The organism is Amycolatopsis sp. ATCC 39116 (assembly GCF_000231075.2).
GTDB classification, from domain to species: Bacteria; Actinomycetota; Actinomycetes; order Mycobacteriales; family Pseudonocardiaceae; genus Amycolatopsis_E; species Amycolatopsis_E tucumanensis.
In genome coordinates this window covers 13,434-25,941 of record NZ_AFWY03000057.1, presented here as the reverse complement: position 1 = coordinate 25,941, position 12,508 = coordinate 13,434, and the positions used below count along the sequence as shown (strand labels likewise).

Annotated in this window: 12 protein-coding genes; 10 read left to right on the top strand and 2 right to left on the bottom strand. The window is 73.0% G+C overall.

What is annotated here, in order from left to right; translation table 11 throughout:
- Positions 1-503: 503 nt before the first annotated feature.
- A complete protein-coding gene (locus AMY39116_RS0335490) occupies positions 504-1,040 on the bottom strand; it encodes a hypothetical protein (protein WP_020422346.1) in 537 nt (178 codons plus the stop codon).
- Positions 1,041-1,091: 51 nt separating this feature from the next.
- On the opposite strand from AMY39116_RS0335490, the gene ggt reads away from it, so the two are divergent.
- The 9 genes from ggt (at position 1,092) to AMY39116_RS0335445 (ending at position 9,494) form a co-directional block, all read left to right on the top strand.
- Positions 1,092-2,867, top strand: a complete 1,776-nt coding sequence (gene ggt, locus AMY39116_RS0335485) for a gamma-glutamyltransferase (RefSeq protein WP_020422345.1) — start codon at positions 1,092-1,094, stop codon at positions 2,865-2,867.
- A gap of 118 nt (positions 2,868-2,985) precedes the next feature.
- Positions 2,986-3,912, top strand: coding sequence for a methionyl-tRNA formyltransferase (gene fmt, locus AMY39116_RS0335480; RefSeq protein WP_020422344.1), 927 nt, complete (start codon positions 2,986-2,988; stop codon positions 3,910-3,912).
- Positions 3,909-5,324 (top strand): RsmB/NOP family class I SAM-dependent RNA methyltransferase, encoded by a 1,416-nt coding sequence (locus AMY39116_RS0335475; protein WP_027936502.1) that lies wholly within the window; start codon positions 3,909-3,911, stop codon positions 5,322-5,324. Before fmt ends, AMY39116_RS0335475 begins: the two co-directional genes overlap by 4 nt.
- Positions 5,321-5,830 carry a flavoprotein gene (locus tag AMY39116_RS0335470; protein WP_020422342.1) on the top strand — a complete coding sequence of 170 codons (510 nt, stop codon included), beginning with the start codon at positions 5,321-5,323 and terminating at the stop codon, positions 5,828-5,830. The genes AMY39116_RS0335475 and AMY39116_RS0335470 overlap by 4 nt, the downstream gene beginning before the upstream one ends.
- A 44-nt stretch (positions 5,831-5,874) precedes the next feature.
- Positions 5,875-6,564 (top strand): ribulose-phosphate 3-epimerase, encoded by a 690-nt coding sequence (gene rpe, locus AMY39116_RS0335465; RefSeq protein WP_020422341.1) that lies wholly within the window; start codon positions 5,875-5,877, stop codon positions 6,562-6,564.
- Between the two features lie 23 nt (positions 6,565-6,587).
- Positions 6,588-7,223, top strand: a complete 636-nt coding sequence (locus AMY39116_RS0335460; RefSeq protein WP_020422340.1) for a riboflavin synthase — start codon at positions 6,588-6,590, stop codon at positions 7,221-7,223.
- A 29-nt stretch (positions 7,224-7,252) separates the two neighbouring features.
- On the top strand, positions 7,253-8,530 hold the full coding sequence (locus AMY39116_RS0335455; RefSeq protein WP_020422339.1) for a bifunctional 3,4-dihydroxy-2-butanone-4-phosphate synthase/GTP cyclohydrolase II: 1,278 nt from the start codon (positions 7,253-7,255) through the stop codon (positions 8,528-8,530).
- On the top strand, positions 8,527-9,033 hold the full coding sequence (ribH, locus tag AMY39116_RS0335450) for a 6,7-dimethyl-8-ribityllumazine synthase (protein ID WP_020422338.1): 507 nt from the start codon (positions 8,527-8,529) through the stop codon (positions 9,031-9,033). The genes AMY39116_RS0335455 and ribH overlap by 4 nt, the downstream gene beginning before the upstream one ends.
- The gene (locus tag AMY39116_RS0335445) at positions 9,030-9,494 is read left to right on the top strand and encodes a PH domain-containing protein (protein ID WP_020422337.1); all 465 of its coding nucleotides are present in this window, start codon (positions 9,030-9,032) and stop codon (positions 9,492-9,494) included. Before ribH ends, AMY39116_RS0335445 begins: the two co-directional genes overlap by 4 nt.
- Positions 9,495-9,669: 175 nt before the next feature.
- Here AMY39116_RS0335445 and AMY39116_RS0335440 read toward each other — a convergent pair whose 3' ends face one another.
- Entirely contained in the window at positions 9,670-10,446 is a 777-nt protein-coding gene (locus AMY39116_RS0335440) for an exodeoxyribonuclease III (protein ID WP_020422336.1), read from the bottom strand.
- Between the two features lie 90 nt (positions 10,447-10,536).
- Here AMY39116_RS0335440 and uvrC point away from each other — a divergent pair, with 90 nt between their 5' ends.
- A complete protein-coding gene (gene uvrC / locus AMY39116_RS0335435) occupies positions 10,537-12,480 on the top strand; it encodes an excinuclease ABC subunit UvrC (protein ID WP_020422335.1) in 1,944 nt (647 codons plus the stop codon).
- Positions 12,481-12,508 lie beyond the last annotated feature (28 nt).

The following is a 12,508-nucleotide window of genomic DNA, read 5'->3' as shown; positions in this document are numbered from 1 at the left end:
TGAAGGGTGTTCAAGATCAGTTTGTGAGGACCGACCTGAACACCCTTCTGACCGCACTGTACGTCAAGATCGATGACCACCTCGGTACGCCCGCCCGCGTCGGCAGGCCACCCCCAAAATCGACGAGCGCCAGGTGCTGATGGCCGTGCTGGACGCCGACCGCGCCCTGCTGCACGACCGGCCAGGACTGCTCATCCTGGCCGACAAGGCTACGTCTCCCAAGAACTGGACACCTACCTGACCGACCGCGGAGTGCGACTGCGGCGACCGTCCTACCGCAACCGCACCCCGCACCCGGCCCAGCACCTGCTCAAACCGGTCCGCCACCCTCAAGGCCAACTCGACCTCGAGCTGCACGGCGGTCGCACCATCGAAGGAGTCGCCGCCCGCATCGCACAACGCCTCCTCGCGCTCACCGCCGCCATCCGGCACAACCGCGCCCCCAGCCAACCCCACCACCCGATCCCTGATCCCCTACGACCACTGACCGAGATCGGAATTACTCATCTAGGGGCGAGCGCGTGACCGGCCGCGGCGAACAACGCGAAGCCGGACAGCACACCCGCCACCAGGCCGATCACCGCCGCGCTCGCGCTCATGGCGGCGAGCACGAACCCGGCCACCCCGAGCACCGTCATGGCCCCGCCCAGCGTCACGAACCGGGCGAGCCGGAACGCCCGCCCCATCGCGACGAAGTGCACCCCGACCACCACGGCGATCCACGCGACACCCGCTTCGCCGTGCCCGAGCACGCCGTTGATCACCAACAACCCGCCGAACAGCGCCACCACCTCGGCCGCGACGATCAGCCAGAACCGGCGCCGGCCGAAGAACGTCGTGCCCGCGCCACCCACCGGCTTCCCGCGGCGCGCCAGCAGCGCGAACAACGCCACCGCCACCACCGCGGCGGCGATCCGGAGCACCAGCGGCCACGGCGCGGCGAGCCCGCCGCTGTTGACGAGCACGAACACGAGGCCGAACACGATCGCGATGAGGGAACCGATCGCTTCGCCGGCGCTGATCCTGGACACGATGATCATCCTGCCCTGCTCCGGTTGAGCGCGGGCGCGGAACCGGGCAGACTGCGGAAAATGCGGACTCTGCGTGCTTTCGCGGTTCTCGTCAGTGCGGTCCTGCTCGCCCCCGGCGTCGCGTACGCCGAAGAGGCCCCACCGAAACAGCCGGTCGCCACCGGGTTCGGCGGCGCGGTCGCCAGCATCGACGCCGACGCCACCGCGATCGGCACCAGGGTGCTGGCCGAAGGCGGCAACGCGGTGGACGCGGCCGTCGCCACCGCCGCGGCCCTCGGCGTCACCGACCCCTTCTCCGCCGGCATCGGCGGCGGCGGGTTCTTCGTCTACTACGACGCCCGCACCCGCCAGGTCCACACCCTCGACGGCCGCGAGACCGCGCCCGCCAGCGCCGACGAGAACCTCTTCGTCGAAAACGGGCAGCCGATCCCGTTCGCCGAGGCCGTCACCAGCGGCCTGTCCGTCGGCGTGCCCGGCACGCCGGCCACCTGGCAGGACGCGCTGCGCAAGTGGGGCACCCGGTCGCTGAACCAGGTGCTGCGCCCCGCCGCCCGCCTGGCCCGCGACGGCTTCACCGTGGACCAGACCTTCCACACGCAGATCGCCAACAACGCGCAGCGCTTCTCGGCGTTCCCGAGCACCCGCGAGCTGTACCTGCCCGGGGGCGCGCCGCCCGCGGTCGGCAGCACGTTCGCCAACCCGGACCTGGCCGCGACCTACGAAACGCTGGCACGCCAGGGCGTGCGCGCGCTCTACCGCGGCCCGATCGCCGAGGAGATCGCGGCGACCGTGCAGCAGCCGCCGGTCGATCCGGCCGCCGGGCTCGACGTCCGGCCCGGCAAGCTGACCACCGACGACATCGCCGCCTACCGCACGGTGGAGCGCGAACCCACCCGCACGCGCTACCGCGGCCTCGACGTCTACGGCATGCCCGCGCCGTCCTCCGGCGGGCTGACCGTGGCCGAGGCGCTGAACATCCTGGAGAACTTCGACGTCGCCCGGTTCGGCGAGGCCGACTACCTGCACCACTTCCTGGAGGCCAGCCGTCTCGCGTTCGCCGACCGCAACCGGTGGATCGGCGACCCGGCGTTCGTCGACGTGCCCGCGCGGGAGCTGCTCAGCCAGCGGTTCGCGGACAGCCGCGCGTGCCTGATCGACCCGTCCCGCGCGGCGGAGGGCACCGTCGCCGCCGGGGACCCGCGCCACCCGCAGCCGTGCGCGGCCGGGACCGCGGCGCCGACCCCGTACGAGGGCGAGAACACCACCCACCTGACCGTCGCCGACCGGTGGGGCAACGTGGTCGCCTACACGCTGACGATCGAGCAGGAGGGCGGCAGCGGCATCGTGGTGCCCGGCCGCGGTTTCCTGCTCAACAACGAGCTGACCGACTTCTCGTTCACCCCGGTCACCCCGGGCGTGCCCGACCCGAACCTGCCCGGCCCGGGCAAGCGCCCGCGGTCGTCCATGGCGCCGACGATCATCCTGGAGCACGGCAAGCCGCTGCTCGCCACTGGTTCGCCCGGTGGCGCGTCGATCATCACGACGGTGCTGCAGGTGCTGCTCGGCCGGCTGGACCGCGGGCTGTCGCTGGAGGAGGCGATCGCCGCGCCGCGGGCCTCGCAGCGCAACTCCGGGCCCGCCCAGGTCGAACCGGCGTTCCTCGCGCTGCGGGAGGCCTCCGACCTGCGGGCACGGGGCCAGCTCTTCTCGTCGACGCCGGCCGAGATCGGCGCCGCGACGGGCGTGGAGCGCCTCCCGGACGGCCGGTGGCTGGCCGCGGCCGAGCCGGTGCGCCGAGGCGGGGGAGCGGCGCAGGTGGTGCACCCCGCGCCCTGATCGCGGATCTCGCCCCCGCCGGGCCGGACGCCCTGATCCGGCCGGGCGGGGCGCCGGGGCCGGTCACTAGACTGGCTCCGATGCCCACCCACTCCACACCCGTCGCCGAGGTGCGTTGATGCGCCTCGTCTTCGCCGGTACCCCCGAACCCGCCGTGCCGTCGCTGCGCGCGCTCCTCGACTCGCCGCGGCACGAGGTCGTCGCCGTCGTCACGCGGCCCGACGCGCCCGCGGGCCGGGGCCGCAAGCTGCTGCGCTCACCCGTCGGCGCCCTCGCCGACGAACACGGCATCGAGGTCCTCACCCCGCCCAAGGCCGGCGACCCGGACTTCCTGCGGCGCCTGACCGAACTCGCCCCGGACGCGTGCCCCGTCGTCGCCTACGGGGCGCTCCTGCCGCAGCGCACCCTCGACATCCCGCGGCACGGCTGGATCAACCTGCACTTCTCGCTGCTGCCCGCGTGGCGCGGCGCGGCGCCGGTGCAGGCCGCCATCCGCGCCGGCGACGAGATCACCGGCGCGTCCACCTTCCGCATCGTCAAGGAACTCGACGCGGGCCCGGTCTTCGGCGTGGTCACCGAGAAGATCGCCGGCGACGACACCGCGGGCGCGCTCCTGGACCGCCTCGCGGTCTCCGGCGCCCGCCTCCTTGCGTCCACATTGGACGGCATCGAGGACGGCGAGGTCCAGGCGGTGCCCCAGCCCGCCGACGGCGTCACCTACGCCCCGAAGGTCAGCGTCGAGGACGCGCGCGTCACGTTCACCGACCCGGCCACCGCGGTCGACCGCGTGATCCGCTCGGTCACGCCGGATCCGGGCGCGTGGACCGAGTTCCGCGGCGAACGCTTCAAGCTCGGCCCGGTCACGATCGTCGACGAGCCCCCGCTGGCGCCCGGCGAGCTGCGCGTCGAGCGCAAGCGCGTCCTGGCGGGCACGGCGACGAAACCGGTGCGGCTGGGCGAGGTCCAGGCGCAGGGCAAGAAACGCATGGCGGCCACCGATTGGGCCCGCGGCACCCGCATCGAGCAAGGAGAACGGCTGTCATGAACGAGCGCAGGCCTGCCCGGCCCCAGCGCGGCCGACCGGCGCCCCGCAAACAGGGCCCCCGCCGCCCACCGGCCGAGGACCCGGCGCGCCGCGTCGCGCTGGAGGTGCTGCGCGCCGTCCGCCAGCGCGACGCCTACGCCAACCTCGTGCTGCCCGACATGCTGCGCCGCAACCGGCTGTCCGGCCGGGACGCCGCGCTGGCCACCGAGCTCGCCTACGGCGCCTCCCGCGCCCAGGGCACGCTCGACGCGATCCTCGCCGCGTGCCTGGACCGCCCGCTGGACAAGGTCGACGGACCGGTCCTGGACTGCCTCCGCCTCGGCGCCTACCAGCTGCTGCGCACCCGCATCCCGGAGCACGCCGCGGTCACCTCGACCGTCGACCTGGCCCGCGCCGACGCCGGCTCGCACGTCGCCGGGTTCGTCAACGCCGTCCTGCGCAGCGTCTCGGAGAAGGACGAGGACGCGTGGATGGCGGAGCTGACCCCGGACCGCGACAAGGACCCGATCGGTCACCTCGCGATGCGCACCGCCCACCCGCGGTGGGTGGCGCGCGCGTTCGCCGAGGCGCTCGGCGACAAGGGCGACGACCTGCAGGCGGCGCTGGAGGCCGACGACGCCCGGCCCGCCGTCCACCTGGCCGCCCGGCCCGGTGAGATCAGCGCCGACGAGCTGGCCGCCATCACCGGAGGCGACGTCGCCCCGTACTCGCCCTACGGCGTGCACCTGCCCCCGGGCGCGGGCGACCCCGGCGACTCGGAGCCGATCCGGGAACGCCTCGCGGTGGTGCAGGACGAGGGCAGCCAGCTGTGCGCGGTCGCGCTCACCCGGGTGCCTCTGGAGGGCGCCGACGAGCGCTGGCTCGACCTGTGCGCGGGCCCCGGCGGCAAGGCCGGGATGCTCGGCGCGCTCGCCGCGACCCAGGGCGCGCACGTGGACGCCGTCGAGCAGGCTCCGCACCGCGCGAAGCTCGTCGAGCAGGCGACCGAGGGCCTGCCGGTCACCGTGCACGTCGCCGACGGCCGCGACCCCGGCCTGGAACCCGGCTTCGACCGCGTCCTGGTCGACGCGCCGTGCAGCGGCCTGGGCGCGCTGCGCCGCCGCCCCGAGGCGCGGTGGCGGCGCAAGCCCTCCGACGTGCCGGACCTGACCAGGCTGCAGGGCGAGCTGCTCACCTCGGCGCTGGACCTCACCCGCTCCGGCGGCGTGGTGGCCTACGTCGTCTGCTCGCCGCACCTGGCCGAGACCGAGGGCGTCGTCGGCGAGATCGCCCGCCGCAGCAAGGCCGAGGTGCTGGACGCGCGCGAGTTCTTCCCCGGCGTGCCCCAGCTCGGCGACGGGCCGTACGTGCAGCTGTGGCCGCACCGGCACGGCACGGACGCGATGTTCTGCGCCGTGCTGCGCAAGCCGTGACCGTCCTCGGCCTGATCGGCAGCTCGTGCGGGGGACTGGACACCCGGTTCCGCGCCGAGCTGGCCGCGCCCGCCGCCGCCCGCGGCCACCGGCTCGCGATCACGCTCACGCCGACCGCGCACCGCTGGCTGGACGCGGCCGGTGAACTCGAGCCGCTGGCCGCGCTGACCGACCTGCCGGTCCGCGCCGCCTCGCGGCTGCCCGGCGAGCCGCGCCCGCACCCGGACCCGCCGGTCTTCCTGTTCGCGCCGGCGTCGGCCAACTCGGTCGCCAAGCTCGCGCTGGGCATCGCCGACAACCAGGCCCTCACCGTCCTGGGTGACGTGCTCGGCGATCCGGCCGTGACGATCATCGTCGGATACCAGGTGCAGGACGCCCGGTTCCGGCACCCGGCCTGGCGGCGGCACCTGGACACCCTCGCCGAGGCGGGCGTGCGGGTGCGGCGGCTGGAGTACGGCAAGCCCTGGTCGGAGATCCTGGACCTGCTGCCCGCGTCCACAGGATGAGTGGGGCCACGGGCGCGCGGACGCACGATCTACACTCCGTAACCGTGGCCCACCGACCTCTCATCGCGCCCAGCATCCTGTCCGCCGACTTCGCCCGTCTGGGCGAGGAGATCCACGCTGTCGCCGGTGCGGGCGACACCAGGGCCGACTGGGTCCACGTGGACGTCATGGACAACCACTTCGTGCCCAACCTGACGCTGGGCCTGCCGGTCGTGCAGTCGCTGCTGACGGCCACAGACATCCCGCTGGACTGCCACCTGATGATCGAGGACCCGGACCGCTGGGCCATCGGTTACGCCGAGGCCGGCGCCTACAACGTCACCGTGCACGTCGAGGCCGCCGCCGACCCGGTGATGCTGGCGAAGAACCTGCGTGCCGCGGGCGCCAAGGCCGGGCTGTCCATCAAGCCGGGCACCCCGCTGGAGGACCACGTCGAGACCCTCAAGCACTACGACACGCTGCTGGTGATGTCGGTCGAGCCGGGCTTCGGCGGCCAGTCGTTCATCCCGGACGTGCTGGAGAAGGTCCGCACCGCGCGCCGCCTCGTCGACACCGGCCACCTCAAGCTGGTCGTGGAGATCGACGGCGGCATCAATGCCGACACGATCGAGCAGGCCGCCGAGGCCGGCGTGGACTGCTTCGTCGCCGGCTCCGCCGTCTACGGCGCGGAAGACCCCGGCAAGGCCGTCGCGGCCCTGCGCGAACGTGCCGCCCGCGCAGGCGCGGCACACTGACACCGACAAGGAGGGGCGCGCCAGTGTTCACCGGGATTGTGGAGGAGCTCGGCGAGATCACCGCCGTCGAGCAGGTTCCCAACGCCGCGCGGCTCACCGTGCGCGGGCCCGTGGTGACCTCCGACGCCAAGCACGGCGACTCGATCGCCGTCAGCGGGGTGTGCCTGACCGTCGTCGACGTGTTCGGCGCCGAGTTCACCGTCGACGTGGTGCACGAAACGTTGCAGCGGTCCCGGCTGGCCCGGATTGCCGTCGGTGACCGGGTGAACCTGGAGCGCGCGACCGCGGTCGGGGACCGGCTCGGCGGGCACATCATGCAGGGCCACGTCGACGGCACCGGGGTGTTCCTGTCCCGCGATCCGGACGGGCTGACCCGGTTCGCGCTGCCGGAGGGGCTGTCCCGCTACGTCGTGGAGAAGGGCTCGATCGCGGTCGACGGCATCTCGCTCACCGTGGCGAGTGTGACGAACGACGAGTTCTCCGTGGCGCTGATTCCGACGACACTGGAACTGACCACCCTCGGCCGTGCCGAGCCGGGTGATCCGGTGAACCTCGAGGTCGACGTGCTCGCCAAGTACGTGGAGAAGCTCGCGACGCCCCATCTGCCCGGCCGCACGGAGCACACTGGAGCCGGGGCAGGCTCGAAGGAGGACGCGTGAGCAGCGCAGCAACACCGTGCGGGGCGGGGGTGCCGGTCGACGTCGCCGGCATCGAGAAGGCGATCGCGGACATCGCCGCCGGGCGGCCGGTGGTCGTCGTCGACGACGAGGACCGCGAGAACGAGGGCGACCTGATCTTCGCCGCCGAGAAGGCGACGCCGGAGCTGCTCGCCTTCATGGTGCGCTACACCTCGGGCTACGTCTGCGTGGCGCTCACCGAGGAGGACTGCAACCGGCTGGACCTCCCGCCGATGTACCACACGAACCAGGACCAGCGCGGCACCGCGTACACGGTCACGGTGGACGCGGCCGAGGGCATCACCACCGGCATCTCCGCCTCCGACCGGGCGCACACGATCCGGCTGCTCGCGGACCCGAAGTCGCAGGCGAGCGACTTCCGCAGGCCGGGGCACGTGGTCCCGCTGCGCGCCAAGGAGGGCGGCGTGCTGCGCCGCCCCGGGCACACCGAGGCCTCCGTCGACCTGGCCCGCATGGCCGGGCTGCACCCGTCGGGCGTGCTGTGCGAGATCGTCTCCCAGAAGGACGAGGGGGACATGGCGCGCCGGGACGAGCTGGAGGTGTTCGCCTCCGACCACGACCTGCAGATCATCACGATCGCCGACCTGATCGCCTACCGGCGCCGCCACGAGAAGCAGGTCGAGCGGGTCGCCGAGGCGCGCATCCCGCTCGAGGCCGGCGTGTTCCGCGCGGTCGGTTACGACAGCCTGCTGGACGGCATCGAGCACGTCGCGTTCGTGTACGGCGAGATCGGCGACGGCGAGGACATCCTGGTGCGGGTGCACTCGGAGTGCCTCACCGGCGACGTGTTCGGCTCGCTGCGCTGCGACTGCGGCCCGCAGCTGGACGCGGCGCTGCGGATCGTCGCCGACGAGGGCCGGGGTGTCGTGCTCTACATCCGCGGCCACGAGGGCCGTGGCATCGGGCTGCTGCACAAGTTGCAGGCCTACCAGCTGCAGGACCTCGGCGCGGACACGGTGGACGCGAACCTGGCGCTCGGGGTGCCCGCGGACGCCCGCGACTACGGCACGGGCGCGCAGATCCTGTGCGACCTGGGTGTGCGGTCGATGCGGCTGCTGACGAACAACCCGGCGAAGCGGATCGGCCTGGAGGGCTACGGCCTGAAGGTCACCGGCCGGGTGCCGCTGCCGATCTCGCCGAACCCGGAGAACCTGCGTTACCTGCGCACGAAGCGGGACCGGATGGGCCACGACCTGTCCAACCTGGAGGAGTTCGACCAGGTCGGCGCCGACCTGGAGGCACGGAACGGGAACGGTGCTTCGCAGTGAGTGGTGAGGGCAGGCCGGACGTCGAGCTCGACCTGAGCGAGTGCGAGAACCTGCGGCTGGGCATCGTGGCGACGCGGTGGCACGCGAAGATCACCGACGCCCTGCTGGAGAACGCGCTGAAGGCCGTGCGCGAGGCGAAGCTGTCGGAGGAGCCGACGGTGGTGCGGGTCGCCGGCGCGGTGGAGCTGCCGGTGGTGGCGCAGGCGCTGGCCCGCACGCACGACGCGGTGGTCGCGCTGGGCGTGGTCATCCGCGGCGGCACGCCGCACTTCGAGTACGTGTGCGACGCGGTGACGGCCGGCCTGACGCGGGTCGCGCTGGACGAGGGCACGCCGGTCGGCAACGGGGTGCTGACCTGCGACACCGAGCAGCAGGCGCTGGACCGGTCCGGGCTGCCCGGGTCGAAGGAGGACAAAGGCCGCGAGGCCACGCAGGCGGCGCTGGACGCGGCGCACGTGCTGCGGTCGCTGCGGCAGCCGTGGACCGATCGGAAGTTCGTGTGAGCGCAGCCGTGGCGGAGAAGTCGGAGGCCGTGGTGTTCCGGCCGCACCGGGCGACGTGGATGTCGGCGGTGCTGGCGGTCGTGCTGCTGGCGGTGTTCGTGGTCGTGGCGATCCTGCTGCGCGGCTCGGACACCGGCGTGATCTTCCAGCGGTCCGACCAGATCGCCATGGTGTTCATCGGACTGCTGCTCGCCGGGGCGACGATGCTGTTCGCGACGCCCAGGGTGCGGGCGGACGCCTCGGGCGTGCAGGTGCGCAACGTGCTGGTGGGGCGCCGGTTCACCTGGCTGGAGGTGCTGTCGGTGAGCTTCCCCGACGGCGCCTCGTTCGCACGGCTGGAGCTGCCGGAGGACGAGTACTACGCGATGCTGGCGATCCAGGCGGTCGACCGGGACCGCGCCGTCGAGGCGGTGCGCACCCTGCGCCGGCTGCACAAGGAAGCCTGGGCCGCACAGGACTGACCGCCACGGTCGGTCGCCCCAGCCCGGAACGCCCGAGCGCAGAACTCGCACGCCTGAACGCGGAACTCACGCACCTGAGCGTGGGACTCGCGCGCGTGCCGGCGAGTCCCACGTTCGGGACAGCGAGTTCTGCGTTCAGGAGCGTGAACTCCGCGTTCGCGCGCCGCGCGGCGGGTCAGACCGTCAGGTCCACCACCACCGGCGCGTGGTCCGACGTGCCCTTGCCCTTGCGCGCCTCCCGGTCCACGTACGCGTCGCTCACCGCGCCCGTGAACTTCGCCGATCCGAAGACGAGGTCGATCCGCATCCCGTTGTTCTTCGGGAACGCCAGCTGCCGGTAGTCCCAGTACGTGTAGGGCGTGTCGTACTTCAGGGCGCGCGGCAGGACCTCCTCCAGGCCCGCCTCGCGCAGCGCCGCCAGCGCCGCCCGCTCCGCCTCCGTCACGTGCGTCATGCCGTCGAACAACGTGATGTCCCAGACGTCGGCGTCGGTCGGCGCGATGTTGAAGTCGCCCAGCACCGCGAACGGCCGGTCCTCCGCCGCCTCGGCCGCGACCGTCGCCCGCAGCGCCGACAGCCACTGCAGCTTGTACGCGTAGTGCGGGTGCGCCACCTCCCGCCCGTTGGGCACGTACACCGACCACACCCGCACCCCGCCGCACGTCGCGCCGATCGCGCGCGGCTCGGAGACCTCGTCGAACGTCGGCTCGCCGTCCAGCCCGCGCCGCACGTCCCCCAGCCCCACCCGGGACAGGATCGCCACGCCGTTCCACCGGCCGGTCCCGTACGCCGCCACCTCGTAGCCCGCCGCGGCCACCTCGGCCGGGAACGCCTCCGTGGCGCACTTCAGCTCCTGCAGGCACACCACGTCCGGCTGGGCGGTCTCGAGCCAGGACAGCAGCTTCGGCAGCCGCGCGGTGACGGAGTTGACGTTCCAGGTGGCGATGCGCATGATCCCGAGAATCGCATACCCGCCCGGCCCGGCCGCACGCGGCGGGAGGGGTGCGTCGGACTGTCACACCCGAGCCATAGGCTGGAGGGCGTGGCTGACCCGTCCACCTACCGTCCCTCGCCGGGGAGCATCCCGGAAGAGCCCGGCGTCTACAAGTTCCGCGACGCGACCAAGCGGGTCATCTACGTCGGCAAGGCCAAGAGCCTGCGCAGCCGGCTGAACTCCTACTTCGCCGACCTGTCCGGGCTGCACCCGCGCACCCGGCAGATGGTGACCACCGCGGCCAGCGTCGAGTGGACCGTGGTCTCCACCGAGGTCGAGGCACTCCAGCTCGAGTACAACTGGATCAAGGAGTTCGACCCGCGGTTCAACGTCCGCTACCGCGACGACAAGTCCTACCCCGTGCTGGCGGTGACCCTGCACGAGGAGTTCCCGCGGCTGCACGTCTACCGCGGCCCGCGCAAGAAGGGCGTCCGGTACTTCGGCCCGTACGCCCACGCGTGGGCGATCCGCGAGACGCTCGACCTGCTGCTGCGCGTGTTCCCGGCGCGCACCTGCTCCAACGGCGTGTTCCGCCGCCACGGCCAGATCGGCCGCCCGTGCCTGCTCGGCTACATCGACAAGTGCTCCGCCCCGTGCGTGGGCCGCGTCAGCGCCGAGGAGCACCGGGACATCGTGGAAGACTTCTGCGACTTCCTCTCCGGCCGCACCGACGCGATGGTGCGCAAGCTGGAGCGGGACATGGCCGAGGCGGCCGAGAACCTGGAGTTCGAGAAGGCCGCCCGCCTGCGTGACGACATCGGCGCGCTGCGGCGGGCGATGGAGAAGCAGGCCGTCGTGCTCGGCGACGGCACGGACGCCGACCTGGTCGCCTTCGCCCACGACGAGCTGGAGGCCGCGGTCCAGGTCTTCCACGTGCGCGGCGGCCGGGTGCGCGGCCAGCGCGGCTGGGTGATCGACAAGGCCGACGAGATGGGCGTGCCCGAGCTGGTCGAGCAGTTCCTCACCCAGTTCTACGGCGAGCAGGTCGAGCTGGCCGAGCAGGGCACCGACCTGGGCACGCCGGTGCCGCGCGAGGTGCTGGTGCCGGAGCTGCCCGAGGACGCCGAGGCGATGACCGAGTGGCTGTCCGGGCTGCGCGGCTCGCGGGTGCAGCTGCGGGTGCCGCAGCGCGGCGACAAGCGCGCGCTCGCCGAGACGGTGGAGCGCAACGCGCAGGAGGCGTTCCAGCAGCACAAGCTGCGCCGCGCGGGCGACCTGACCGCGCGGTCGGCCGCGCTGGCCGAGCTGCAGGAGCACCTCGGCCTGGACAGCGCGCCGCTGCGCATCGAGTGTGTCGACATCAGCCACACGCAGGGCACCGACGTGGTGGCGTCGCTGGTGGTGTTCGAGGACGGCGTGGCGCGCAAGTCGGAGTACCGCCGGTTCGCGCTGCGGGAGGCCGCCACCGAGGGGGATGTCGCCTCCATTGCCGAGGTCGTGCGGCGGCGGTTCGCTCGCTACCAGACCGAAACCCAGGAGGGCCTGGCGGGCGAGAAGCCGGGCATCGACCCGGAGACCGGGCGGCCGCGCAAGTTCGCGTACCCGCCGAACCTGCTCGTGGTCGACGGCGCAGGCCCGCAGGCGACGGCGGCGGCGGACGTGCTGGCGGAGATGGGCATCACCGACATCGCCGTGGTCGGCCTGGCGAAGCGGCTGGAGGAGGTGTGGCTGCCCGGCGACCCCGACCCGGTGATCCTGCCGCGCACCTCCGAGGCCCTGTACCTGCTGCAGCGGGTGCGGGACGAGGCGCACCGGTTCGCGATCGCCTACCACCGGCAGAAGCGTGCCAAGCGCGTTCAGGTGTCCGCTTTGGACGGTGTGCCGGGGCTGGGGCAGGCGCGGCGGGCCGCGCTGATCAAGCACTTCGGCTCGGTGAAGCGGCTGAAGGAAGCAGGGGTGGACGAGATCGCGCAGGTGCCTGGCGTGGGGAAGCGCACGGCCGAGGCGATCTTCGCCGCGTTGGCCTCACTTGGGGAGTCGGAGAAGCAGTGACGGGAGAGACGATGGCCGAGGACCGGGG

Coding starts and splice junctions, on each gene's coding strand:
- ggt (WP_020422345.1), top strand. CDS start 1,092: ATGCGGACTCTGCGTGCTTTCGCGGTTCTCGTCAGTGCGGTCCTGCTC.
- fmt (WP_020422344.1), top strand. CDS start 2,986: ATGCGCCTCGTCTTCGCCGGTACCCCCGAACCCGCCGTGCCGTCGCTG.
- AMY39116_RS0335490 (WP_020422346.1), bottom strand. CDS start 1,040: ATGATCATCGTGTCCAGGATCAGCGCCGGCGAAGCGATCGGTTCCCTC.
- AMY39116_RS0335440 (WP_020422336.1), bottom strand. CDS start 10,446: ATGCGCATCGCCACCTGGAACGTCAACTCCGTCACCGCGCGGCTGCCG.
- AMY39116_RS0335475 (WP_027936502.1), top strand. CDS start 3,909: ATGAACGAGCGCAGGCCTGCCCGGCCCCAGCGCGGCCGACCGGCGCCC.